The organism is Flavobacterium caeni, from assembly GCF_900101895.1.
Taxonomy (GTDB): domain Bacteria; phylum Bacteroidota; class Bacteroidia; order Flavobacteriales; family Flavobacteriaceae; genus Flavobacterium; species Flavobacterium caeni.
This window is the reverse complement of sequence record NZ_FMVF01000005.1, coordinates 160424-184438: the sequence shown is the minus strand read 5'-3', so window position 1 is coordinate 184438 and position 24015 is coordinate 160424. Positions and strand designations below refer to the sequence as shown.

The following is a 24015-nucleotide window of genomic DNA, read 5'->3' as shown; positions in this document are numbered from 1 at the left end:
AGGATTTTCCAGTTGGCTGCTCTTTCACGCCAGCAAATATAGCAATTAACTGGGTTTTGGTTTAATAAAATTTGATCAACGGCGATTTTCCTGCGCCAGTAAATCGGGAACAAAATCCATCATGGCCTTGCTGCGCGGCTTGATGAACTTGATCGGTGAGCCAATATAAATACCCCAAGCATCTAGGTTTTTGGTCACCAACGACAATGCGCCTACTGCTGTTCCCTCGGCCACGGTAACCCCAGGAAGAACAACGGTTCCGGCCCCAATCAATGAATAGGTTTCGAAAATAACCGGACGGTTGTCTACGTTCTTGAATTGGTCGGGAATCGTCGGGCCAACCAGAAAATTCCCCGAGTAATCATCGCTACTGGAATACACGGCGCTTTTCGAACTGATTCCGACGTAGTCGCCCACGCGAATCAATTCGGCCCCTATCAGGGAAACATAACACGCGATGTGTACGTAATTGCCAAACTCAATCCCGCCCTCTCCCGCCGAGATGATACAAAAATCGTCAATGCGCACGTGCGACCCTAACTTGATCTTACCGGGATTATAGACCGAAGCCTTGTCTGAAATCTGCACGTTGGCGCCCAATTCGGCGAAGCCCATTTTCTCTAGGATTTCCCTGCTCAAATAACCCATATCAATATTTTTTTAGCCTCGCCATCCCGCTGATTACGGTTTGCCCATTTTGGTTGATGGCCAAGGTCTCGATGAATACATGCTGCTTTTCGTTGATGGCCGTTACAGTGAGTATGGCCGTGATTTCGTCGTCGTAAAAAACAGGAAGTTGGTATTTTACGTCGTGGCTCAGATACACACTGCCCGGCCCTGGTAATTCGTTGGCGAACAAAGTTGTGATGAGTGTGAGCACAAGCGGGCCGTGCACGATGGGTTTGCCGAAAATCGTATCCGCCGCATAGCCGGCATCAAAATGAACCGGATTGAAATCGCCGGTCAGCTCTGCATACGCGCGAACGGTTGCCGCATCGAATATACGACTCACCTTGACTTGTTGTCCTACTTCTATGCCCATGTCAAGAATTAATGAGGTTACAAATTTGTTGTAGTGTCTGGTTTTCCAGCCCTACATACAGCGGCAAACACAACACACAAGCGGCAACCTGTTCCGAAATCGGCATTTCTGTTCCTTTGGCATAGGCCACGGTGTTGAGCGACGGATAAAAATACCTGCGCGGAAAAATCCCTTTTTCATTGAGCCTTTGTTGGACGGCCCGCAGCGCAGTTTCGCTTTCAAAAATGATCGGGTAATAACTATAGTTCCAATCGGTATTTTCGCGAATCTTGATGGTCCGTACTTTCCCGAAATCGAGGTTTTGCTCATAGAATGCAACCACCGCTTTTCGCGCGGATAAAACTTCGGACATATAAGGCAACACGCTAAGTCCCATGGCCGCTTGCAGTTCAGAAATTTTTCCGTTGATGCCGAGCCCGTGAAAATCGAGTGGTCCGTTGTGGCCAAAGTTGTGGCTGTAAAACATTTGATGGGCGACGTTCGGATCTTTGCAAAAGAACGCACCTCCTTCGGCTGTATGAAACAACTTGGTGGCATGAAAACTACACGTGCTGATATCGCCAAAATTAAAAATGGATTGGCCTTTGTATTTTACGCCAAAACAATGCGCGGCGTCGTAGATCACCATCAATCCATGTTTCTTGGCAACGTGTTCAATGGCCTCAACCGCGCAAGGGTTTCCGAAAACATGGGTCGCCAGGATGGCCGTGGTTTTATTTGTGATGGCCGCTTCGAGCTTGGTTTCGTCGATGGTCAGGTAGTTGGGATCGATGTCTACAAAAACCGGGGTACAATGCTCCCACACAATAGCTGCCGTGGTGGCCACATACGAAAACGGCGTGGTGATGACTTCGCCCCCGCGCCCAAACAGTTTAACGGCAATCTGCAATGGAATCGTGCCGTTGTTGGTGATGACCATTTGGTTGACGCCAAGATACGATTTGAGCTTGTCCTCTAGTTCGAGTACCAATTCACCGCGATTGGTCAACCATTGGTTTTTCCAGGCGCGAGCCACCTGTGCTTCATATTCTGCCAGCGGCGGCAGAAACGTTTGGGTAACATTTATCATAATAGTTTTGAAAGCTCAAGGACAAATATAGCAATTAACCCATGTGTAAAAAAAAGATATGCTGGTATTGTTCCTTTATTCTACGCAGAAAGGCCAAACCAATTGCATCGACACCGCATAATGTGTACTTTTGCAGTGACTAATCTAATGTCTTGCTACATTTTTTCAACAAAAAACCCTACCTCAAAGACCTGATTCCCCATGGGCATCTGGACTTTCATTCGCATTTGTTGCCGGGCATAGATGATGGCGCGAAAACAATCGACGACACACGGCATCTTATTGCCGCGCTGCGCGAAATGGGAGTCGAACGTTTTATCGTCACACCTCACATTATGAAGAATGTATGGGAAAACTCAGAGCAGAAAATTCTAGACAACCTTGCACAAACACAGCAATCGTTGTTGCGAAACGGCATCGATATTCCGATTCGTGCGGCGGCAGAATACCTGATGGATGGTAGTTTTGTACAACATTTCAGGGAGCATCCATTGTTGACCGTCAAGGACAACTATGTGCTGGTCGAGATGTCGTATCTCAATCCGCCCATCCAGCTTTACAACATCCTGTTTGATTTACAAGTAGCGGGCTACAAACCTATTTTGGCCCATCCGGAGCGTTACTTGTTTTACCACGCCAACTTTTCGGAATACGAAAAACTGAAAAACGCAGGCTGTGTGTTCCAGATTAACTTGCTGTCTACCGTGGGTTATTATGGCCCGGAGGTGGCCGACGTCGCCAAAAAATTGCTCAGCAGGGGCATGATCGACTTTGCTGGATCCGACGTGCACCACAAAAACCATGTCGCAGGTTTTTCAAAAAGGGTAACGCTCTCCGACCCAAAACCATTGGCCGAAGCGCTGGAGCACAACAAACTTTTTTGGTGGTAGTACCTCTGCTTATTTCTTTTTGACGAATTTGCGCAGCCAGTGCTCTTTTTCCTCCTCTACGCCATAGCCGTAACCGTAGCCATAGCCGTAACCATAGCCATAAGCCGAACTCTTCTTCCAAATCGTGTCGTTGAGTACGATGGCCATATTCGGCAATTTGTTTTCGCGGTAAAGCGTTTCGGCCACCTTCAAAAGACGCTTGTCCAAATAATTGGCACGCATCACATAGATAAAGGCATCGGCGTTTTTGGCGATCAAAAGCGTGTCGGTGACTACGCTTACCGGCGCCGTATCGACAATGATGTAGTCAAATTCGCCCTTGAGCTGATCAAAAAGCACATCTACTTTCTTGTTCATCAGCAATTCCACCGGATTGGGCGGAACCACACCCGAAGGCAAAACATACAAGTTCTCGTAGTTTGGCTCCTTGATGATGTAATCGTGGATACTCTTCTCTTTTTGCGAGAGGTAGTTGGTGAGTCCTTTGGGCGGAAGCTTGATGTATTTGTCGATCTTCGGATTTCTCACATCGAGCCCGATAAGCAACACCTTTTTATCCGAAAGCGCGATGGTTGTCGCGAGGTTCACCGCAAAAAACGTTTTTCCTTCCTTGGGTAGCGTAGAGGTGACAAAGACCGTCTTGGCACGTCCTTCGGTCACGCCGCCCAGCATGAACTCGAGGTTGGTGCGCACAATCCTGATCGCCTCGGCCGAACTCGAACGGCTGTTGGTGTTGATGATTTCGTCGCTGGTCACTGAACTTGGGATATCGCCCAAAAACGGAATCGTTACCTTGCTGTCTACATCGTGTCGCGACTTGATTTTGGTATCGAGCATATCGCGTATGTAAATCACCAGAATCGGGATCAGCAACCCAAGCGCAAGCGCCGCCAAAAATATGATGTTCCTGTTGGGCGAAACCGGCGATTCGGCCGCCATGGCCACATCGATTACCTTGGTGTTGGCTGGCGTAACGGCCAGCGAAATCGCAATTTCTTCGCGTTTTTGCATCAAATACAAATACAGCGCTTCCTTGATTTGCTGCTGTCTTCCGATGATCCTGAATTCCCTTTCCTGACGTGGAATTTGCGAAATCTTGCCCGTATTGAGGTTGTTCTGGCGTTGTAAATCGGATTTCTTGATGTTGAGCGTCGACAACGCGGTATTCAAACTGGTCTTGATGTTTTCCTTCATCTCCTCGATGCGTTTGTCGAGGTTAACCACCGATGGGTTTTTGAGCGTTCCGGTTTTGATCAAACGGCTCCTTTCGAGCACCAAGGTATTGTGTTCGTTGATGAGACTGCCCGTGTTGCCCTCGGTAGGCATGATGTTCACCGGTACCAGATCGCCTTTGTTGATGTTCTGCATGTAGTCGATCAAAGACAACACAATCCTGATTTGGGTTTCTACCTCGACGAGCGCCTTTTCGAAAAAGGCCGAGTTTTGCAGATACAATTCACCTTCAGAAACAATATCGGTCACCCGGTTGGATTGTTTGTAACTGGCCCCTTGCTTTTCTACATCGCCCAATTCGTCAGAGATCAGCTTGAGTCGCTCTTCGATGAATTTCTCGGTATTTTGCGAAATGAAATTCTTGTCGGCGATGGCGTCTTCGTTGTAAATCTGGACGATGGTGTTGAGCAAATCGATGGCTTTTTCCTTGACCGGATCGACGAGCGCGAGTTCCACCACGCTGGTATTTTTACCCATGGCCGCTATCTGCAACGCGCCCTTGTACCTGTAGGCCACATCCTTAAGCTTGTTAAAACGGATGTTGATCTCAAACGATTGGTCGGCCTGTTTTTTTGCAAACGCCTTGCGCACGATCATCTTGCAATATTTGAGCTGAACTACTTTGTCGTAACCATACTTCCCAAGGCTTTTTTCGGTCGCGTCAAACAACTCGAACTGGTCGGGCGAAACCGATTTGAGCACATAGGAAGCCCGTTTTTTGTAATACAGTTCGCTGGTAGGGAAGAATTCGCAAACCACCGGCTTGTCTTTGTATACTTCTACGGCCTTGACGCGTCCTTCGGTAAAATAAGTGACATTGAGGTTGAGCCGCTTGATCGCGTTCTCGATAACGGTATACGACTTAATGACTTCGAGTTCGTTGTCGACATTGCTTTTGACGCCTTTGACGAGTCCCATGTCTTCGAACGCCGACAATTCCGATTGCACACCGCCCTTTCGTTCATCTTTGACCAGCACAATCGTAGAGGCCCTATACAAAGGAATGGTGTAGCGCAAATAGATTCCCGCCAGCACCAAACAAACCAACACGCTCACCAAAAACCACTTCCATTGCACGAGGTATTTGTCTATTTGTTCGCGCAGGTTGAGGCTTTCGTCCGATACAGATTCTTTGCTTAAAGGGGAAGTAGGTTCCATTCAGTATTTTTTAGATTATCGGGTCAAGACAACGATGATCGTGACCAGCAGCGACAAAGAAGAGAACCAAACGTACACGTCGGGGCCAATGACCGACGCGTTCACCCTGGTTTTATTTGGTTCTACATACACCACGTCGTTTTGGGAAAGGTAGTAAAATGGCGAGTTAAGAAAATCGGGGTTGGTGATGTCTACCCTATTGTATGTTTTCTTGCCTTCCTTTTCCCTGACGATGAGCAAATTGTCACGGCGTCCATAAATGGTAAGATCGCCCGCCATGCTTAACGCCTCGAGCAAACTGATCCGTTCGCCTACTACATTGTAAGACCCGGACCGCGCCACTTCGCCAAGCACCGACACCTTGTAATTGACGATACGCAAATTCACGATAGGGTTTTTGACGTATTCTGAAATGGCGGCTACGAGTTTGATGTTGGCCTCGGTACGTGTGAGTCCGCCCAACTTGATCTTGCCGATGATCGGAAAATCGATGTATCCGGAGTTGTCGAGCAGGTACGTCTTTAGCCCGCGGTAGTCCGAATCACTACTTTGGATGTCGGGCAAGTTAAACGGGGCCGCGATTTCTTCGCTTTCGGTGCTCACCACAATACTGAGAAGGTCGTCGGGCTGCAACGTGGGCTCAAATTGGGCCGCTTCATCATAACTTTTCGCCTTTTCGATATCCTGCATGTACACGATTCTCTTTCTCGACGCACAGGAAAAAAGCAACATAGAAAAAAGCAATAACAGCAGGCTTTTGTTCACGACGGATCTCATACTCGGATTTTAGGTTGCAAAGATAGTGTTTTTAGGTTTCGGGCCAAGCAATCACTTGTCAAGCGTTTGGAAAATCGAATTCATGCTCTTGAACTCGGGAACTATTTTTTTCATCTTGGCGACAATTTCCTCGTTGCTTATCGCCGAGAACGACGAGATCAGGTCCATCAATGTAAGGTTGGCCGACTCAAAGTCATCGCACACGTCTTCGGCAATCATGATTTGTTCGTTGTACGTCGGCAATGTCTTGGACGTGTCGTTGAGCAATTCTTCGAACAGTTTTTCGCCCGGTCTGAGCCCGATGATCTTGATCTCGATTTCCTTGTCGGGCGTGAATCCTGCCAGTCGGATCATTTTTTTGGCCAAGTCGATGATCTTGACGGGCTCGCCCATGTCAAAGATAAAAATCTCGCCGCCTTTGCCCATGGCGCCCGCTTCGAGCACCAGCTGACAGGCCTCGGGAATCGTCATGAAATAGCGGATGATTTCGGGGTGGGTGATCGTTATCGGACCGCCTTCTTCGATTTGCTTGGTAAACAGCGGAACAATCGAGCCGTTAGACCCCAGCACATTCCCGAAACGCGTAGTGATGAATTTGGTGACGTGCTTTTTTTGTTTGGCGCGCTTCTCGTGCAACGCCTGGATGTACTTTTCGGCAATACGCTTGCTGGCGCCCATCACGCTGCTCGGGTTCACGGCCTTGTCGGTCGAGACCATCACAAAGCGCTCCACATGGTATTTGACCGCCAAATCGGCCAGGTTCTTGGTACCCACCACATTGGTCGAAATCGCTTGCGACGGATTCTCTTCCATGAGCGGCACATGTTTGTAGGCGGCCGCGTGGTACACAACGTCGGGCTTGTATTGATCAAACACCCGTTCGATGGCGGCCTTGTCGCGTATGTCGGCCAGGATCGAAGTTACTTGTATGTTGTCGATGTCGTTGATTTCCAGCCCCAGCATGTGCAAAGGCGTTTCGGCCTGGTCCAACAGCAAAATATGCAACGGCTGGAAACGGATGACCTGTCTCACGATCTCGCTGCCAATCGAACCCGCAGCCCCCGTAATCAAAATGGTTTTGTCTTTGAGTTGCGACGAAATCGAAAACGTATCGAGCACAATCGGTTTGCGCCCGAGCAAATCTTCGATGTCAAAATTCTTGAGTTTGGTCGAAATCTGTTGCTGGTCTTCCCAATCGCTGATGAGCGGCACGGTAAAAACCTTGTAGTTGTATTCGAGACATTCCTCTACAAGCGAAACCGTTTCTTCTTTGGTGAGGCTTTTCTCGGCAATGATGAGCGCGTCGGCTTTCATAGAACGCAAAATCACCTGTATCTTTTTGCTGTAGTTCAGGATGGGCAGGTTCAGGATGCTTTTGCCGGTACGTGTCGGGTTGAACTTGTCGACAAACCCTACCACGCGAAAACGTCCGGGAGTTTCGGTGCGAAGCGCATTGGCCACCGAAATCGCATTGGCATCGGCACCAAAAATGACGGCGTTGACGAGCTTTTTCTTGTCTTCGAAATGCATGTACTGCTCAAAGAAAAACTTGACCATGATGCGGAACAAAAACAACAACAGGAAAGAAACCACGTAACTCAGGAACAGCCCCGTGGTCAGGAACACCTGGTGTTCGAAAACAAAAATCGACGAATAGTTGAGCACGAGCATTACCAAGTAGGCCGTAGTGGTCGAAACGAGCAACTTGACCCCATCGATAAAGGTCGAATGCCTGATGATACCGGCATAGGTGCGGTATATGAAAAAACAAACCGCGTTCACCGCCACAATGATCGAGACGCGCGCCTCCAGACTCAAAGGCCCCGAAAACTTAACGCTCAAACTGTAGACGATCAGTTTCGAAATCAATACGGCTACGAATACGATAAAAACGTCGATCAGGAAAATAATCCACCGCGGCAAATAGCCCAGGTTGTGGAATCTTTCCTTAAACAACTTTTTCGTGATGAAGTCAAAAATATAGTTTATCATTTTTTTCCCGGCTCGCAACTGTTATCAAATCTAAGTAATTTTTAAGATTTTTATAACATTTTTTGCGCGTTATTTTTCAAAGAAGGTTTCAATTACGGTCGCAATACGTTGGCGTTCGGCATCGGTCAGGTTCGAACCCGAGGGCAAGCAAAGCCCATCTTCGAACAACTGCGCGCTGACATTGCCACCATAGTAAGGATATTTTTCGAATATCGGCTGCAAATGCATCGGCTTCCACAACGGACGGCTTTCGATGTTGCCGGCTTCGAGCGCCAAACGCAAATGCTCGCGTGTTTTGCCGCCTGTTTGCAAAGGGTCGACGGTAATGGCGCTGAGCCAATGGTTCGAATGGTAATCGGCCGTGGGCTCATTAAAAACAGTCACCCCTTCGACATCCTTGAACAAATCGACGTAAAAATCGTGCATGCCGCGCCGCAACGCAATGTGGTTGTCCAAGACCTCCATTTGCCCACGTCCGATGCCCGCACAAATGTTGCTGAGTCGGTAATTATAGCCGATGGACGAATGTTGGTAATGCGGTGCATTGTCCCTGGCTTGCGTGGCCAAGAACACGGCCTTTTCCTTTTCTTGCTTGGTGTGGGCCACCAACGCCCCGCCGCCCGAGGTGGTGATGATTTTGTTGCCGTTGAACGACAGCGCGGCCAGCGCACCAAAGGTGCCACAAGGCTTGCCTTGATAAGTACTGCCAAGGGCCTCGGCACTGTCTTCGAGCAAAGGAATACCGTATTTTTCAGCAACCGCCGTGATTTCATCTACCTTAAACGGCATGCCGTACAAATGCACGCCAATGATTACCTTGGGTTTTTTGCCTTTGGCGATGCGGCTTGTAATGGCTTCTTCCAAGGCTTTAGGGCAAATGTTCCACGTGTCGGGCTCGCTATCGACAAAAACAGGCGTCGCGCCTTGGTACAAAATCGGGTTGGCCGAAGCCGAAAACGTAAAACTCTGGCAAATCACCTCATCGCCAGCCGTCACGCCCAACAGGATCAGCCCCAAATGGATGGCCGCCGTACCCGAACTTAGTGCCGCAATGTGCACGCTTTCGCCAAGGAATTGCTCGAGGTCTTCTTCAAAACCCGCCACGTTTGGCCCCAATGGCGCGACCCAATTGGTGTCAAACGCCTCTTGTACAAATTGTTGTTCATTGCCGCCCATGTGTGGCGAGGAAAGCCAGATTTTACTGTTGCTCATGATCATGCTTTGGGTTTGAAGAAAATATTTGGGGTTTTTTTGGCTTTGTAGTCGGCAAATATACCAATTTCCTCGAGCCTGTCGTTGTAGATGGCGTAGCCTTGTGTGTAGAAAAAATCGAAAATCTTGTCGGCATCGGCCTGGATCTCTATCATGAGCGAAGGTTTGGTCTTTTCGATTGTTTGTTTGAACCCTTGTACGACGTTCCACTCAAACCCTTCGACATCGATCTTGACAAAATTGGGAAAGCGCATCGCTCCGTCCAGATAACTGTCGAGCGTGACCACATCGACGGTTTCGGAAATCGTCTGTGCATCTGTTTCGGCCGATTGCTCTCGACTGGTCATAAAACCTTCGAACTCAGGAACAAACGAGTTGTTTTGGCCCGAGATCGGGTCGATGTAAAACGTAAGCTGCTGGTTGACATCGCCCGCGCCTTTTTTGACCACCGAAACAATGCTGCCCAGATCGCCCAAAAGCCTGATGTTTCTTTCGAGGTATTTGGCATTTTTCTCGCTGGGCTCGAATACGTCGACCTTTCCTTGTTTACCCACCAAATCGGCATACAAAGTCGAGAAATAACCAATGTGCCCGCCCACTTCGAGCACGTAATCGCCCGGCTTGACCCAAGACTGGAAAATCTTGATCGTATTGGCCTCACGGTTGGCGCCATGGTACCAATAACCTTTGTGATTGTACGTGTTGAGCGAGAACTTCCTACCGGTGTAATGGTGCTTGATGGTGGTATCGAACGCCGTCGCCTTAACGATCTTAAGTACCACTTTCCTTAGTAATCCCATCTTATTTTTGGTTTAGAATGTCAATGAGTTCGGTTAGCGCGTGAATCTTCGTCGCAGGTAAATATAACACTTCTTTCTCGAAATCTTGCTTGTGGATGTTCTGGCCGTCGTCGAGCAGGCATACGGTGGTCCAGCCCAACGCATTGGGTGCGACAAAATCTTTGGCGATGTTGTCGCTGATGTAAAAGTATTCCGCCGTTTCAAATTGCGCAAAAATTTCGAAGTTACGCCGGTCGGGTTTGGCCGAGCCGAATTCTTCCGAAATCACGATCAAATCGAACAAATGCTCGATGTCGAGCGCGCGGATCTTGTTGCGTTGCGTCACCGAAAACCCATCGGTCACAAGTCCCAGATAGTGCCCGTCGTTCTTGAGCTTGATGAGCAAATCGCGGCTGGCCGACAACGGATCGAACTTAGGGAAATGGTTCCGGTACAAATCTTTTAGCTCGGCTTTGACCGCGTGCGCATAACGCTTTTCGAGGTTCCCGAAAACGTCTTGTTTGTCTTGGTACCAGCCAAACATTTCGCCAAACAACCCATCATTTTCGGGATCAAGGTGCGCGGCTATTTCGGCAAACGCCGACTTGAGGTAATCGATTTCCTTGACCAAAGTATCGTCGAGGTCGAATACGATCGTTTTCTTTTCCATCAATGCGAATAATTGTGAACGAGCACTTCGTCGTCGTAGCGCAGCATCATCAGATTTTCTTCCCAGCCTTCAAAAACCGGGATGTGTCTTTCGCCAAGCAAATATTCCTGGATGATCCATTTGGGGAAATTGCCGCCCGCGAGGTAACTCAGCGGATAGCCGCCGCCAAAACGCGGGTTGATCTCTATGCCGTAAATGTGGTCGCTTTCCTTGTTGACAAAAACCTGGAACGTGATGCACCCGCGAAACCCTGCGATGTAGGACATTTTCTTCCAAATCTCGTGGATGAATTTGGTTTTTTTGGTCACAGCCTTGTTCACCTCGCCGTCGCGCACCTCGATGCGTTTGCGCGGGATAAAGCACTTGAGTTCGCTGTTGCGGTCGTAATACAAATCGATCGTATACTCGACATGCTGTTTGTGGTCGAGGTATTCGAGGAACATCAATTTGTCGTTCGAAAAATGGTAATCGGTGAGCTGCGACGCTTCCTTGATGATGAAATTGTCGACGCTTCGGCTGCCGTCGATGGGTTTGAGGTACAACGGCAGGGTATAATCTTGCTTGTCAAACTCGCGCGCGGTCTGGATGCCATACCCTGCAAAAAAATCGTGGGTCTTGCGTTTGTCGCGAAAAATCTTGACGATCTCGAAATCTGAAATCACCACTTCGATGCCATTCATACGAAACAAATCGATGCTCTCCGACAAAATGAGCAGTTCGGTATCGATGGTCGGCACGATCAATTTGATGTCGTATTCGCGCGCCAACCGAAGCAAATCCTGTATATAACCAGGTTCCGAAACGCGCGGCACCCGAAAAAAATCATCGGCCACCATGCACGCCGACGACAATTCGGGGTGCGCATCAGAGGCGATGACTTTGCCGTCGGGAAACACCTGGCGCAATTCCTGTTTGAAAAACCGTACGAGCGACACGCGGCGTCCCGCAGATGTAATCAAGATGTTCATTAGTTGTATCCGTTAAAAGGTTCGGTCATCTGTGCATTCTCGGGGTTGATACCCTCGGATTTGATGACTTTTTGAATCGTTTTGAAAATGATCTTGCAATCGAGTAAAAACCCGATGTTGTCTACATACCAAACATCGTAGGCGAATTTCTTGTCCCACGAAATCGCATTGCGGCCATTGACCTGCGCCCATCCCGTAATGCCTGGACGCACTTCATGGCGGCGCGCCTGGAAATCGTTGTACAGGTGCAAATAGCCCGTCAGCAAAGGCCTCGGACCAATCAGGCTCATGTCGCCTTTGAGTACGTTGAGCAGTTGCGGAATCTCGTCGAGTGAGGTTTTGCGCACAAACGCGCCGGCCTTGGTGAGCCGCAACTCGTCGGGCAGCAAGTTGCCGTCGGTGTCTTTTTTGTCGTTCATCGTCTTGAACTTGACAATCTTGAAAATCTTTCCATTTTTGCCCGGACGAAGCTGAAAAAAGAACGGCTTCCCGTCGTTGGCAAAATACAAAAACACCGCCACGACCAGCAAAACGGGTAAGAACACCAGCAATCCTACCAGCGCGCCCACAAAATCGATCATCCGTTTAAAAAAAAGCCTGTACATTATTTCAATTTTCGGTATTCGTTCAAAATGGCCTCCCAAACGACCTGTTGCTCGTAACGCGCGACAATCATTTCCCGTGCGTTTTTCTGCATCGAAATGTATGACTTTTTATCCGATGCCAACATTGTCATTGCGTTAAATATAGCGGTTTGGTCCTTGACGGGAATGATGGTTCCGTTGACGCCTTCTTCGATGATTTCGTTGCAGCCGTTGATATTGGTCACGATCGACGGCAGTCCCATGGCCCCGGCTTGCAGTACCACATTCGGGAAACCTTCGCGGTAGGTCGGGAACGCCAGCGCCCGCGAAATGGCGAGGTACGGCCGTACGTCTTTCATGAAACCCGTGTGTACGATACCGTCGTGCCGGTTGATTTTTTCGAGCGTTTCGGCGCGCAATGGATCGAGTTCCGATTCGTAATCGCCCACGAGCAAAAGCCGCACGTGGGGCTGCTGCTGGTGCAATTGGTCAAACGCCGCGACGAGTTCATTGATGCCTTTGTCCTTTACGAGTCGGCCGACGAAAATGAACACAAAATGATGGTCGGTAAACCCGAGTTCCATCCGGAGTTCTTCGTTTTGTTGTTCCGAAAAATGCGCCGGACTGAAATGCGCGGTGTTGATGCCGTTCGAGCTGCCGTTGCCGATGACTTTCAGTTTCGAAGCCGCGCAATAACCGTTTTGGACGATGATGTCACGCAACCCGCTCGAATTGGGATAAACCCCTGTGGCGCATGCATAGGTCAGCTTTTCGACCGAATCCAGCACCTTGCGTTTGGCGCCTGTGGCTTCGAGCAACGGCAATCCCGCCACGGTGTGCAAACGATGCGGAACACCCGCGAGTTTGGCGGCCAACATACCGACGATGCCGGCTTTGGGCGTATGCGTATGGACGATTTCGGGCTTTTCTTTGCGAAAAAAACGGTACAATTCCCAAACAGATTTTAAGTCTTTGAGCGGCGTGATCTTTCGCGTCATCTCGACATGGAGGTATCGGGTTCCTTGCGATTCTGCGACGCGCTTCAAATGTGGCGCATCCGACGAAATGATGGTCACATCGTAGTAACCGGTCATGAAACGCAGCTGGTTTTCGAGCAGTTTCTCGAGCGAAATCGGGACGGTCGTGATGCGTACAAGTTTCTTCATCGGCACATTTCGATCATGGAAGCCGACCCGAAACCGAATTCCGTTTGCAATTGCTGGAAATATTGAAGGATTTCTTCCAAATAACGAAGATTTTCATCGGTCGAATACCCAAAATTATGCGGATGCCACCACAAATGGTACCCGCGTGCGTTTTGGGCCGCATGCCGCATTTCACTTTTGATGCGGTTCATTTTCATGCCCTGTACAATCTTTTCCTTTTGGGTATAAGGCCGAAGGAATCGGCTCGCGGGCTGCAACAGTATACCGTCGTCTTTCATCGACTGGGTATCGAAAGTAAGCGTTCCGCTGATGGGCAAAAGTGTATCGAACGCACGCGCAATCGGTGCAATTTTCGAGGCCGTATTCCAAAACCAAACATCGGGGTTGGTGCGCACGGTACGGATCCCGTAGGTTTTGGCCACTTCGAGATAGTGTGCGTTGAATTGGTTTCTCGGATACACCAGCGATTGCAATTCGACATTAAAATTGGCCTTGGCGATTGTTTGCGCGGCCTGTAAATCCTGTGCAAATTGCGCTTCGGTTTGGCCCGATTCATTGCAATAGTAGTGCGCAAAAGTATGCGTTCCGAGTTCCTGGTGCGGCGTGTCGAGGATTTTTTGGATCAGCGATGGCGCGTAATGGTACGGATCGTCGGATTCGTCCTCGCCTACTTGGCCGTTGTCGATCAAATTGTAGTAGGACAAACTCGGATTTTTGTACGTCGGCCTGTCTTTCGGACAAAATTCGAGCAACTGTTGTTTGTTCTTTGCGAACAAAAAACCGACGGTGGCCCAGGTCGCGTGGATGCCGTACTTCTCGAACATTTGCAACACGACCGGAATACTTTGCCGCGTCGCATCGAAGTAACCGCGCATGGTGTGCAGGTCCCATTTTTCGGCCGCACCCCAATGCAGTTCAAAATCGAGCGATATGACAAACTTGCCCGGCATCTAAACGGTATCGGAATCGGAATAACTGAGGTACCAGTTGCTGCGCTGGTTGGTGAGCGGCGCACATTTCTCATCGAACGTACACACCCCGAAATGCAGTTCAATCGGACGCAGCTTCTCGGGCAAATCAAAAAAGGCCGCGCTTTTGTAGGCCCCAAAATTAGGGGAATGTGCAAAACACCAGCTCAGGATGCAATCGGCTTTGTGCTTTTTGATGTCGGCGATGGCGTAGTCGAGCAGTTGCTTGCCCACTTTGGGCCTATCGGTATCGTAAATCAACTCCATGATATAAGCCACCGAACCCGCGTGCTTTTGCTTGACGGTATACACCACAAGCCCGCAGTAGTGGCCTTGCGCGTCATGACAATGTGCAATTTTGTAGTGTTCATTTGGCTTTTGCACATAACGCCAGTTCAAATAGGCGGCGTCCCGTTGTACGGCCACGGGAATATTCTTGGAAAACTTTGTCCAGAGTGCATCGGCGGCTTCGGGAAAATGATTTTGCTCGGCAATGCTGAAATTCTTGTCTTTCGTATAACCCGACCACGACAAATTGACGTTCGGCAACCATTTCAAGAACTTGATCCGGTCTGAAAAATACTTCGAACGCAACGGCTTCATCAAAAACGGTACGGGATCAAGTACCTGCCAGTCGAGCTTCTTGGCGAATCCGTGGATCGAATTGCCGTTCGGAAATCCATATACGAGCGCTACACCGTTGTTTGCGGCATTTTTGTAGACGCTTTTCGCGAGGTTGATGAACAGCCCTTTGCCGCGGTAATCGACATCGGTGATCGTATCGAGCGATTGCGTGCCTACGGATACCTCTCCACCAATCTTAAATTTCACGCACGAAACCGCGTAAATCGCCGCGGCCTTTTGCTTTTCGGTGTCGAATGCAATGTCGACATAACCCGTCTTTTCGGTATTCTTGAAAAATTGCCATTCGATGTTTTCGGCGCGTTTGGGGCTACCGTTCGTATCAAAGCAGGCTTTGTAGATACCGATCGTATCTGGATTGAGGTGATAGTTGGTCAGACTTTCCATGGATTGATTTTGAAGCGCAAATGTAAACAATTCCGATTTATCGGGTTTTCAATTCGCGGTATAAATTGAGGTAGGCGGCCACCATCTGCCGCATACCAAACTGCCGAACGTGTTCGAGTCCTTTTTGAATGAGTGCCGATTGCAGTACGGGATCGTTTGAAATCGCAAGGATTTTACGGGCCAGTGCTGTTGGGTTTTGTTTTTCAAACAAAAAGCGGTTGTCCGGGACCACGTCGTTGATGCCTTGCACATCGGTTCCCAGGAACGGCCTGCCGCTGGCCATGGCCTCGAGCGTCACGCCCGAAAGGCCTTCGTAAAGCGACGACAATACATTAATATCGGAAGTACGCATCAGCTGCGGGATGTCGTTTCGGAACCCCAAAAAATGAACCCTGTTTTCCAAACCCAGTTGTTGGGCCAATCGAAGTGATTGCTCCATTTCGGGGCCATCGCCGGCAAAAAACAACGCGAAGTTTTCGGGCAATTCCCTTAGCGCCATGATCACGGTTTGTTGGTCTTTGGGCGGCGCGAACCGCGAAGTCATGAACAGTTTGACAGCAGACGGCCGTTGGAATTCGGCGGCAAAAATAGCTGCTTCGCCCTGCTGCGCCACATGGAACCGATCGAGATCGACGCCGTTCTTGATCTGGTGGATTTTAGCCGCTAGCCCAGGGAAGCGCTTTTTGAGCATCGCCTCGACGTTTGGCGAAACCGCGACAATTGCGTCGTATTTTTGATACACCCATTTTTCGATCGGATTGAGCCAGGCCTTGTTGCTGCGTCCGTTCGAATTGCTGTGTTCGGTAACAACAAGAATCGGGCATTTTTTAACGAACCGCGCCGCTACAGAAACATAGTACAGACACGGAAACAAATGCACATGAAACACATCGAAACCGCCCGAGCGCAGCAATTTTGCGATCTGAAAAAAGTACGATAGTTTTTTGAAACCACCTGTTCCCAAAGTGACGACTTTGATCCCTGCCGCTTCGACCGTTGCAATATAGGTCGGCTCCTCTAATACCGACGACAATTGAATGATGGTAATGTCGTGCCCGGCACCGTACATGGGCAGGCTGTCGACGAGCAATTTTTCGGCGCCCCCTTTCCCGAGGCTCAGGCAAAGGTGTGCGATTTTCATCGGGCGGCGGTTTTGTATCGGATGTAAAAGTTGAGCAGCAAACCAAAGGGAAGCGCCGCAGCAACGAGCAACGGTTTCTTGGCCTGCGCCAAAAGTGACGCATCTTTGGTAAAAATAGCCGAGGAAACCAAATGCACAGCGCTGATGAACTTTTCCTTCAACCCGCGGTTGGATTGGATTTTTAGCAGGCGGGCATAGGCAAACCCCCGCGGATTTTTTTTGTATTGCCGCAGGATGTTGCGCGAAGAACCGTCGGCCAAATATTCGACAACCACAAGCGGCTCATTGACGGGTTTGAGCACATAATCGCGGTCGATCATCGCATACAATGTCCCGAGCGGCACAAAATTTTCGCCGGGGAACAACGGATACGGCGGATATTTCCGTACCACTTCTGTACGGTACACCAATTTCTTGTCGCCGTGTGCTTTGTGGATCAGGTACAAATCGGTCAGGGTCGATTCGGCCAGGCCATCGGGCATTTTTTCGCCCATGACCTTGCCCGACTTGTCGATGTCGAGCCCGACGATTCCGGCAAATTTTGGATCGAGGTCCCGCGTATGTTCGATGATTGCCGCAATCGCGCCATCGGGCATGTAGTCGTCGGAGTCGATACAGGTGTTGAATTCGGTCCCGATGCGTGCATATGCGGTGTTGTGCGCGCCATGCATACCTTGATTTTGTTGGTAGACGTAATCGATTTCGATTTGGTTCTCGGCCTTCCAGCCTTCGACCAACGCCTGGGTGTTGTCGGATGAGCCGTCGTCGATGATCATCCAGATAAAATCACGCGGGTTTTGTTTGACCAAACTTTCGTAAAGCTGGTGCAGGCAATAAGCGCGGTTGTAGGTGGGCGTAAAAACGGTAATGGGCTTCATTAGTATTTGGCTAATACGATGTTGAGCAAATAGGTAAAGGCAAAATAACACAGGATGATGTTGCCTATGATAAGGTGCTGTTTGGTAAAAAACTTGTTCTTGAGCATCGGATAAATGATGACAAGGCCGAGCATGAACCACGACAGGAACGCGAAACGGTTCGAGAAATTTGCGCGGATGACCAGAATCCAAAACGCATTGGTGATCAGGTAGGTATTGACCAATTGCAAGTAAACCGCGTCCTCAAATTTGCGTTTGTAGATAAAATACCAGCCCGCATATACGCCCACGCCGCTGTACAACAAAAAGTCCCAACGGAACCCGCTGCTGCTGAAACGGTCGACAAGGTCTTCGTTTTCGATCAGGTAATTCTTGAGTTTTTCGTCTTCGGCAAAACCCAAATTCAAAAACAGCGTTTCCCAGAAACCGCCGAGCGCCAGCGACAACGGAATCGCCGCGAACCACGCCTTGAAATAAGTTTTCGTGTCCTGGTAATACATGGCCGCAAGGTAAGCGCCTGTAGGGATCAACATCGATTTATGGAACAAGATAGCCAGCAACATGATGCCGAATTTGGCGTACTTGTTTTCGGTGACAAACACGAAAAGGAAAATCGAGGTCGCCACGGCATTGCGCAGTCCGTTGGTGGCCGCGCCCCAAAACGAGAGCGAAATCAACAGCATGAAAAAACCGTAAAACCAATAATCGGCGAACAATTTTTTCGAGACGGTATAAAAAGGAAAAATGTACAAAAAGGCGATCGTCAGGAAGAAAAACTGTGGCATCATCACATAGGAGCACAGTTTCATGAAAATCTCAAAACCGATGTCCTTGCCTTCGAGCACCAGTGGCGCCCCTTCTAAATAATTGACGAAGTAAATGTTGTACATCCCCATGTCGCCAAAGTGGCTGAACGTAATGGGGCGCAAACCGATGAAAATAATCGAGAACGCCAGCAATACCTTTCCGAAAGTGCTTTTAACCCGCAGGTTCTGCCCGTTTTCAAGCGCAACGTTTCTCGATTGCAGAAAAAAGACCACTACAAAAACCAGCAGGATATTGTAAAATACGTTGTCGTATAATGCAACCGGTATGTTGATCATGCAATGATTTTTTTAGGGTTGAAAGGCATTAGAAGGCAAATGTAGCGAAATTGTGTGCGGTTGGCAACCAAAAACAAAAAAGCAAACGGGTTGCGGGTTTTGCTGTCTTTTTGCGGTGGCATTTTAAAATTTGCCGCGGACGAGCGCATCCCAAAGTGCCATGACGGTTTCTGGCTTGAAACGCGCCACATTGGTTTTTGCTTTCGCGGCCATACCGCGTCGCTGTTCGGGATTGCGCATTAAAAATAGTATTTTTTCGGCCAAGTCTGCGGGATTTTGCGGCAACGCGAACAATCCGTCCTCATTTTCGGTCAAAATTGCGCGCGGCCCGTTCGGACAATCGAACGCCACGACGGGTACGCCGTGCAACAACGCTTCGAGCAGCACCATCGGGAAATTGTCGACGCGCGAAGGCAACGCATAGATTTCCGATTCGGATAATTTTTCGCTCACGCGGTCTGTGGCGTGGTTCAAATGCACGGTATGCGCGAGGTTTTTGTCGGCCACCAACTTTTCGAGTGCGGCGCGCTGTTCGCCTTCCCCAAAAATTTCGAGTGTCCAATCGGGATGTAATGCATGGACGGTTTCCCAAGCCTCGATGAGCAAATCGTAACCTTTTTGGTGGCTCATCCGCCCCAGCGAAATGACCTGTTTTTTCTTCGGACGGTCGACGGGCTGCTGCTCAGGGTCGAAAAAATTAGGAATCACGACACCGTTTTTGAGCTCGAAATAATCGTGTTCCTTTTGGCTCAAAAAGACCACGGCCGTGTATTGTTTTTCTACAAAATCGATCAAAAACCGTTGCAACTTTTTCTTGATCTTGACCCAGGCCGAACCTTGTTCATACCCCAGTTGGAACCCGTAATGCGAGGTGTGGTATTCGTAATAAATCGGATAGCCCTTGGCGATGTAAGGCAGCGCAAACCGTATCCAGCCCAGCGTCACCAAAAAAACAGCATCGGGCTTGAACGATTGGATTTCGCGTTTCAAAGCCGCATAATGCTTCGGGAATTTCAATATATTTTTGGGTGAAAAATAACTGCCCGGCGCATAACCCACGTTCAAATCAACGTGCGACACCTTGCCCGATAGCGGGTAACAAACCGGCTTGCCATTTTGCTCCGAGGTCACCAACCGCGTTTCGTATCCGTACACATCGGCCCAATAGTTGAGCTTTTGCGCCGTGATCTTCTCGGCCCCGCCGTGCAGGTGCATCTGGTCGATGACGTAAAGGATTTTCATCGGCGTTTGACGAGGTCGATAAAAAACTGGATGTTCTTGTACCCAAAGACATTCATCGCCTTCATCTTGAAGATGTTGCGCCATTTTTTATGGAACGGGATCCACGATTTGGCGAAATGGTGGATGCAATAGCTGTTCTCGGTCAAATCAACGTTGCCCGTGACGTAGCTTTTCGGACAAAAATAATCGTTCGGATAAAACGCCACATAACCCTCGATTTGCTGGAATTTGTTGTTCATCACAAAACCTTTGGCCTTCATCATTTGGGTGATGATGTAGGTATTCGAGGTGGTTTCGAGCGTTCCGTCGGGTTTGACGAACGGTTTCTGGTCGTAGTAGGCCAGCAACTCCTTGACCCATTTCCCGCCCTTTTCGCTGGCCATCATGCCCGTGGGCACATTCTCGGGATTCTCGAAACCCGAAAAGGCCGCGTGGTGCAAAAAGTCGTCATAGCTGCGCAACGCCTCTACATCGGTATCCATGTAAATCCCGCCCATCTGGTCGAGCGCATACAAACGGCACACGTCTGAAATGAACGCAAACTTGCGGTTTTCGAGCGCTTGCTTGGCAAAAATGAATTCGTCGAGCGGAAAATTACTTTCATTCCACTCGATGATCTGGTAATCGGGCAAATGTTTCTTCCACGATTCAAGGCATTTGACGGCCAACGGCGGCAACGGATTCCCGCCAAACCAGCAATAATGTATAATTTTAGGGATCATAATTCGGCTTTGAGGAATTCGACGATACGCTGGCTGGCCTTGCCGTCGCCATACGGATTGTGCGCCCGCGACATTTTTTCGTACAAGGCATGGTCTTCGAGCAGCACAAAAGCTTCGCGCGCGATTTTATCGGCATCGGTCCCGACGAGCTTGACGGTTCCGGCTTCGAGCGCTTCGGGCCGTTCGGTGGTTTCGCGCATCACGAGCACGGGCTTGCCGAGCGACGGCGCTTCTTCCTGCACGCCCCCCGAATCGGTGATGATCAGGTACGATTGTTTCATCATCCAAACAAATGTCGGGTAATCGAGCGGCTCTATCAAATGGATGTTTGCATGGCTCGACAGCAACGCCTGTACGGGTTGTTGCACATTCGGGTTCAAATGCACCGGATACACGATTTGTACATCGGCTTGTTCGGCGATGTGCGCGAGCGCCTTGCAGATGTTCAAAAAGCCGTCGCCAAAATTCTCGCGGCGGTGTCCTGTGACGAGGATGACTTTTTTAGAGAAATCGATTTGCGTTTCGAGCTCGGCAATCTTGGGGTTCGAAAAACGATTTTCGAGTTTGTCGACCGTCCACAACAGCGAGTCGATCACGGTGTTGCCCGTAACGGCTATGGCTTCGGGTTGGATGTGTTCGTTCAGCAAATTTTGCTTCGAAACCGGCGTCGGTGCAAAGTGAAAATCGGCAATACGGCCCGTAACCTGACGGTTCAGTTCTTCGGGGAACGGCGCATATTTGTTGTAGGTGCGCAGCCCAGCCTCGACATGGCCTGTTTTGATCCCGCGGTGAAATGCCGCCCACGCGCAAATACTCGACGTGGTGGTGTCGCCGTGAACGAGCACCAGATCGGGTTGTTCGCTGGCAAGCACCTCATCCATTTTGGTAAAGATGCGTCCGCTGAGCGCATTGAGCGACTGGTTGGCCGTCATCAAATCGAGGTCAAAATCGGGCGTGATTTCAAAAAAATCGAGCACCTGATCGAGCATCTGACGGTGTTGCGCGGTCACGCATACCTTGACGTCAAAATCGGTTTGGCGCAACGTGTGTACGAGCGAGCACATTTTGATGGCCTCGGGGCGTGTCCCGAAACAAACGAGTATTTTTTTAGCCATGCGCGGGTTGGTTTTGCAACGCGCCGATGAACTCGCGGCATTTGGCCTTGAGCGGCTCGGCCAGCGCGTGGTGTTTTTCGAGGTTTTTGACGACCGTATTTTTGTTGACCTTGCCTTCGAGTCCAAAGTTCGAAGTCCATTCTCCCGTCTTGGTGTTGACATCGATGCGGTTGAACAATTCGAGGATGCCGTCGAATCGGCACGAATCGACAAAACTGTCGAACCCGTTGACAAAAATCACCGGCGTCCCCATCGCAAGGCAGGGCAAGGCGCAGTGGATGCGCGAAGTGATCACGAGTTTGGCCTTGGCGTATTTGCGCAACAAATCTTCGGCCATCGCAAATTTCTGAGCGTCGGTGTATTTGCCGGCCGGCGGTTCCTGGTTGACATGGATGGCCGATTGCAACAAATCGGCATCGATGAAATTCGCAACGTGTTTTTTCTTCTTGCCGAGTTCAAACACGCTGCCGTTTTGGATCGAGCGCAAAAAGCGCTTGGTATGGTAGGTCACTTTTTCCCATGTCGGGTAGCTGTACAACGGATCGACAATGTAAATGTCGTCGCCTCTTTCTGAATCGTCGACTTTGTAGGTGTCGAGCGTCAGCGTCAAACAGCCTGTAAAATACGCATCGATGCCTTTGGCCTTGAGTGTATCGGCCGAAAACTGGTCACGACACCCGATGGGCTCGTGCTTTTTGAGATAGGCGATCCCTTTCTCCGAAAGCATGTAAGGCGCCGCCGTATTGTTCATGTGGAACGATACGAACAAAGGCGCGATGTCGTCGGCGGGTACCCAATTGTGGATGTTGTGTGTAAACCATCCGTTCATGATGAGTTTGATCTTATCGCCTTGGTAATCGGCCAATTTCTCGCGGTTGAGCAACTGGTCTACCTGGGGCAGGTATTGCTTGGCGGCCAAACTCTGGATGTTGTCGCCCACATTGAAAAACTTTTTGTTTTCGTCGTATGTCAGTAATCCGTATAGCATTGTTTTGCGGTATTTACAATTTTCTCCTGATTTTTAGGTAGGCCTGGAACAACTTGGGAAATTTGCTGATGATGACGTATTTCACTTTCTTGGTCGCGACCTGCTTGTCTATGTTTTTGTTGATCAAATCGGCAATGGGCAACGCCGCAAAGGTACCAATATTATTTTGGTCGCTCAATTGGTCGTTGATGACAAAAGGATGGTCGGATGCCCGGGCCTTTTCCTGCAAACACCGCCATTCATACGCCACTCCCGTGGTCATGATGACATTTCCTTTAAAATTTTTCAGGATCAGGTCGTAAAAATTTGCCGGAACCTTGAACCCATAATCGTTCGGATTTTCGCCGCACAGGATAAACCCAAGCATGGTGCGCTGGCATTTTGGGCAAACGCTACAATTGTATCCTTCGCGAAATTCGGCATAGCACACGCGCAACTTGACATAATGCCCTGTTCGCTTGGCAAAATCGACGATGTTCTCGATCTTTTGCGTACGTCGGAACTCAAAGCCATCGTGGATGACCTGGGTATTGGCCCATTTCATCTGCTCATCGGTTTCGGAGGTCGAGCCCCAGCCAAAACTGACTTCGCCCGTGTTGGACGACGCGATCAAAATGGTGCGGATTCCGTTGAGATAGCTCAACGGTGCGATCAGGCTGATGAGCGCCATCCCGTGTTGGATTTTGCCCCACCAACCCACATCGACAAGCAAATCGACTTCGTAGGAATAGAATTTTTGAAGGTTCGACGTCACATAGCACAAACGGTCGTCGTTGATGATTTTTTCTTCGCGGTTAAACCTTTGGAAATCGGCCCAGCGCTTGGTATCCGAAATATCGATGTCGGCACCCAACACCGAAACCAAATAGGGATTGAAGTCGAGATTCCGCGTCACCGATTCGAACGAATCGAGTCCGCCGCTGAACAAAATCGCGCGCTCGTCTTGCGTGATTTCGTGCGTTACCAAACGTTTGGCGTGTACATTGGCCGGTTTGATCGCAGGAAAGTGTTTTGAGAACTCGGCCTTAAGATTTTGAAGCGAATCATAAAATGTGGCGTCGAGTTCGTCTACGTATACGTCAAAACCCACAAACCACGCAATGGGCATGATGTTCGCCAAAAAAGGAATCACCGCAATGGCTACCGGAACGGCGCTTACATCGCGGTCGTACGTCACAAAAAATGGCGCGGCCTTTTTGAAGTATTTCTGGAACGAGGCGTCGATGTTGTAATCGTATACAATCGTCTGGCCTTGGTTTGAAAAACGGGTCTCTTTGAGGGTAATCATA

23 protein-coding genes are annotated in these 24015 nt (G+C 49.5%); 1 reads left to right on the top strand and 22 read right to left on the bottom strand.

The genetic code is table 11. The features are described from left to right. Positions 1-75: 75 nt before the first annotated feature. The 3 genes from BLP55_RS06405 to BLP55_RS06395 are packed head-to-tail and all read right to left on the bottom strand — an operon-like array spanning position 76 to position 2111. Entirely contained in the window at positions 76-648 is a 573-nt protein-coding gene (locus tag BLP55_RS06405) for an acyltransferase (RefSeq protein ID WP_091141505.1), read from the bottom strand. A 1-nt stretch (position 649) separates the two neighbouring features. Beyond that, positions 650-1042 (bottom strand): MaoC family dehydratase, encoded by a 393-nt coding sequence (locus BLP55_RS06400; RefSeq protein WP_091141504.1) that lies wholly within the window; start codon positions 1040-1042, stop codon positions 650-652. Position 1043: 1 nt separating this feature from the next. Then, the gene (locus BLP55_RS06395; RefSeq protein ID WP_091141503.1) at positions 1044-2111 is read right to left on the bottom strand and encodes a DegT/DnrJ/EryC1/StrS family aminotransferase; all 1068 of its coding nucleotides are present in this window, start codon (positions 2109-2111) and stop codon (positions 1044-1046) included. 152 nt (positions 2112-2263) lie between these two features. On the opposite strand from BLP55_RS06395, the gene BLP55_RS06390 reads away from it, so the two are divergent. Beyond that, positions 2264-3001 (top strand): tyrosine-protein phosphatase, encoded by a 738-nt coding sequence (locus BLP55_RS06390; RefSeq protein WP_091141502.1) that lies wholly within the window; start codon positions 2264-2266, stop codon positions 2999-3001. Positions 3002-3010: 9 nt separating this feature from the next. Here the strand turns inward: BLP55_RS06390 and BLP55_RS06385 are convergent, their stop codons facing one another. From BLP55_RS06385 to BLP55_RS06295, 19 genes are all read right to left on the bottom strand, one after another. Then, complete coding sequence (locus BLP55_RS06385; RefSeq protein ID WP_091141501.1) at positions 3011-5392, bottom strand: GumC family protein; 2382 nt, start codon at positions 5390-5392, stop codon at positions 3011-3013. Positions 5393-5407: 15 nt separating this feature from the next. Further along, on the bottom strand, positions 5408-6169 hold the full coding sequence (locus BLP55_RS06380; RefSeq protein ID WP_091141500.1) for a polysaccharide biosynthesis/export family protein: 762 nt from the start codon (positions 6167-6169) through the stop codon (positions 5408-5410). Positions 6170-6220: 51 nt separating this feature from the next. Continuing rightward, positions 6221-8161, bottom strand: a complete 1941-nt coding sequence (locus BLP55_RS06375) for a polysaccharide biosynthesis protein (RefSeq protein ID WP_091141499.1) — start codon at positions 8159-8161, stop codon at positions 6221-6223. A gap of 69 nt (positions 8162-8230) precedes the next feature. Then, the gene (locus BLP55_RS06370) at positions 8231-9373 is read right to left on the bottom strand and encodes a DegT/DnrJ/EryC1/StrS family aminotransferase (RefSeq protein ID WP_091141604.1); all 1143 of its coding nucleotides are present in this window, start codon (positions 9371-9373) and stop codon (positions 8231-8233) included. A 2-nt stretch (positions 9374-9375) separates the two neighbouring features. Then, positions 9376-10173: an FkbM family methyltransferase gene (locus BLP55_RS06365; protein ID WP_091141498.1), complete on the bottom strand. Its 798-nt coding sequence runs from the start codon at positions 10171-10173 to the stop codon at positions 9376-9378. Position 10174: 1 nt separating this feature from the next. Next, a complete protein-coding gene (locus tag BLP55_RS06360) occupies positions 10175-10822 on the bottom strand; it encodes an HAD family hydrolase (protein ID WP_091141497.1) in 648 nt (215 codons plus the stop codon). After that, on the bottom strand, positions 10822-11790 hold the full coding sequence (locus BLP55_RS06355; RefSeq protein ID WP_091141496.1) for an ATP-grasp domain-containing protein: 969 nt from the start codon (positions 11788-11790) through the stop codon (positions 10822-10824). The genes BLP55_RS06360 and BLP55_RS06355 overlap by 1 nt, the downstream gene beginning before the upstream one ends. Continuing rightward, the gene (locus tag BLP55_RS06350; RefSeq protein ID WP_091141495.1) at positions 11790-12395 is read right to left on the bottom strand and encodes a sugar transferase; all 606 of its coding nucleotides are present in this window, start codon (positions 12393-12395) and stop codon (positions 11790-11792) included. The genes BLP55_RS06355 and BLP55_RS06350 overlap by 1 nt, the downstream gene beginning before the upstream one ends. Then, positions 12395-13540, bottom strand: a complete 1146-nt coding sequence (locus BLP55_RS06345) for a glycosyltransferase family 4 protein (RefSeq protein ID WP_170826803.1) — start codon at positions 13538-13540, stop codon at positions 12395-12397. Before BLP55_RS06345 ends, BLP55_RS06350 begins: the two co-directional genes overlap by 1 nt. Next, a complete protein-coding gene (locus BLP55_RS06340) occupies positions 13537-14490 on the bottom strand; it encodes a polysaccharide deacetylase family protein (RefSeq protein ID WP_091141493.1) in 954 nt (317 codons plus the stop codon). Before BLP55_RS06340 ends, BLP55_RS06345 begins: the two co-directional genes overlap by 4 nt. After that, a complete protein-coding gene (locus tag BLP55_RS06335) occupies positions 14491-15537 on the bottom strand; it encodes a GNAT family N-acetyltransferase (RefSeq protein WP_091141492.1) in 1047 nt (348 codons plus the stop codon). 37 nt (positions 15538-15574) lie between these two features. Continuing rightward, a complete protein-coding gene (locus BLP55_RS06330; RefSeq protein ID WP_091141491.1) occupies positions 15575-16678 on the bottom strand; it encodes a glycosyltransferase in 1104 nt (367 codons plus the stop codon). Further along, positions 16675-17556, bottom strand: a complete 882-nt coding sequence (locus BLP55_RS06325; protein WP_091141490.1) for a glycosyltransferase family 2 protein — start codon at positions 17554-17556, stop codon at positions 16675-16677. The genes BLP55_RS06330 and BLP55_RS06325 overlap by 4 nt, the downstream gene beginning before the upstream one ends. Continuing rightward, entirely contained in the window at positions 17556-18659 is a 1104-nt protein-coding gene (locus BLP55_RS06320) for an EpsG family protein (protein WP_091141489.1), read from the bottom strand. Before BLP55_RS06320 ends, BLP55_RS06325 begins: the two co-directional genes overlap by 1 nt. A 123-nt stretch (positions 18660-18782) precedes the next feature. Then, positions 18783-19901, bottom strand: a complete 1119-nt coding sequence (locus BLP55_RS06315; RefSeq protein WP_170826802.1) for a glycosyltransferase family 4 protein — start codon at positions 19899-19901, stop codon at positions 18783-18785. Next, complete coding sequence (locus BLP55_RS06310; RefSeq protein ID WP_091141487.1) at positions 19898-20623, bottom strand: glycosyltransferase family 32 protein; 726 nt, start codon at positions 20621-20623, stop codon at positions 19898-19900. The genes BLP55_RS06315 and BLP55_RS06310 overlap by 4 nt, the downstream gene beginning before the upstream one ends. After that, positions 20620-21738, bottom strand: a complete 1119-nt coding sequence (gene wecB, locus BLP55_RS06305; protein ID WP_091141486.1) for a non-hydrolyzing UDP-N-acetylglucosamine 2-epimerase — start codon at positions 21736-21738, stop codon at positions 20620-20622. Before wecB ends, BLP55_RS06310 begins: the two co-directional genes overlap by 4 nt. Beyond that, positions 21731-22726: a polysaccharide pyruvyl transferase family protein gene (locus tag BLP55_RS06300; RefSeq protein ID WP_091141485.1), complete on the bottom strand. Its 996-nt coding sequence runs from the start codon at positions 22724-22726 to the stop codon at positions 21731-21733. The genes wecB and BLP55_RS06300 overlap by 8 nt, the downstream gene beginning before the upstream one ends. 13 nt (positions 22727-22739) lie before the next feature. Further along, positions 22740-24014, bottom strand: coding sequence for a hypothetical protein (locus BLP55_RS06295; RefSeq protein WP_091141484.1), 1275 nt, complete (start codon positions 24012-24014; stop codon positions 22740-22742). Position 24015: the final 1 nt, after the last annotated feature.

Coding starts and splice junctions, on each gene's coding strand:
- BLP55_RS06405 (WP_091141505.1), bottom strand. CDS start 648: ATGGGTTATTTGAGCAGGGAAATCCTAGAGAAAATGGGCTTCGCCGAA.
- BLP55_RS06400 (WP_091141504.1), bottom strand. CDS start 1,042: ATGGGCATAGAAGTAGGACAACAAGTCAAGGTGAGTCGTATATTCGAT.
- BLP55_RS06395 (WP_091141503.1), bottom strand. CDS start 2,111: ATGATAAATGTTACCCAAACGTTTCTGCCGCCGCTGGCAGAATATGAA.
- BLP55_RS06385 (WP_091141501.1), bottom strand. CDS start 5,392: ATGGAACCTACTTCCCCTTTAAGCAAAGAATCTGTATCGGACGAAAGC.
- BLP55_RS06380 (WP_091141500.1), bottom strand. CDS start 6,169: ATGAGATCCGTCGTGAACAAAAGCCTGCTGTTATTGCTTTTTTCTATG.
- BLP55_RS06375 (WP_091141499.1), bottom strand. CDS start 8,161: ATGATAAACTATATTTTTGACTTCATCACGAAAAAGTTGTTTAAGGAA.
- BLP55_RS06370 (WP_091141604.1), bottom strand. CDS start 9,373: ATGAGCAACAGTAAAATCTGGCTTTCCTCGCCACACATGGGCGGCAAT.
- BLP55_RS06365 (WP_091141498.1), bottom strand. CDS start 10,173: ATGGGATTACTAAGGAAAGTGGTACTTAAGATCGTTAAGGCGACGGCG.
- BLP55_RS06360 (WP_091141497.1), bottom strand. CDS start 10,822: ATGGAAAAGAAAACGATCGTATTCGACCTCGACGATACTTTGGTCAAG.
- BLP55_RS06355 (WP_091141496.1), bottom strand. CDS start 11,790: ATGAACATCTTGATTACATCTGCGGGACGCCGCGTGTCGCTCGTACGG.
- BLP55_RS06350 (WP_091141495.1), bottom strand. CDS start 12,395: ATGTACAGGCTTTTTTTTAAACGGATGATCGATTTTGTGGGCGCGCTG.
- BLP55_RS06345 (WP_170826803.1), bottom strand. CDS start 13,540: ATGAAGAAACTTGTACGCATCACGACCGTCCCGATTTCGCTCGAGAAA.
- BLP55_RS06340 (WP_091141493.1), bottom strand. CDS start 14,490: ATGCCGGGCAAGTTTGTCATATCGCTCGATTTTGAACTGCATTGGGGT.
- BLP55_RS06335 (WP_091141492.1), bottom strand. CDS start 15,537: ATGGAAAGTCTGACCAACTATCACCTCAATCCAGATACGATCGGTATC.
- BLP55_RS06330 (WP_091141491.1), bottom strand. CDS start 16,678: ATGAAAATCGCACACCTTTGCCTGAGCCTCGGGAAAGGGGGCGCCGAA.
- BLP55_RS06325 (WP_091141490.1), bottom strand. CDS start 17,556: ATGAAGCCCATTACCGTTTTTACGCCCACCTACAACCGCGCTTATTGC.
- BLP55_RS06320 (WP_091141489.1), bottom strand. CDS start 18,659: ATGATCAACATACCGGTTGCATTATACGACAACGTATTTTACAATATC.
- BLP55_RS06315 (WP_170826802.1), bottom strand. CDS start 19,901: ATGAAAATCCTTTACGTCATCGACCAGATGCACCTGCACGGCGGGGCC.
- BLP55_RS06310 (WP_091141487.1), bottom strand. CDS start 20,623: ATGATCCCTAAAATTATACATTATTGCTGGTTTGGCGGGAATCCGTTG.
- wecB (WP_091141486.1), bottom strand. CDS start 21,738: ATGGCTAAAAAAATACTCGTTTGTTTCGGGACACGCCCCGAGGCCATC.
- BLP55_RS06300 (WP_091141485.1), bottom strand. CDS start 22,726: ATGCTATACGGATTACTGACATACGACGAAAACAAAAAGTTTTTCAAT.
- BLP55_RS06295 (WP_091141484.1), bottom strand. CDS start 24,014: ATGATTACCCTCAAAGAGACCCGTTTTTCAAACCAAGGCCAGACGATT.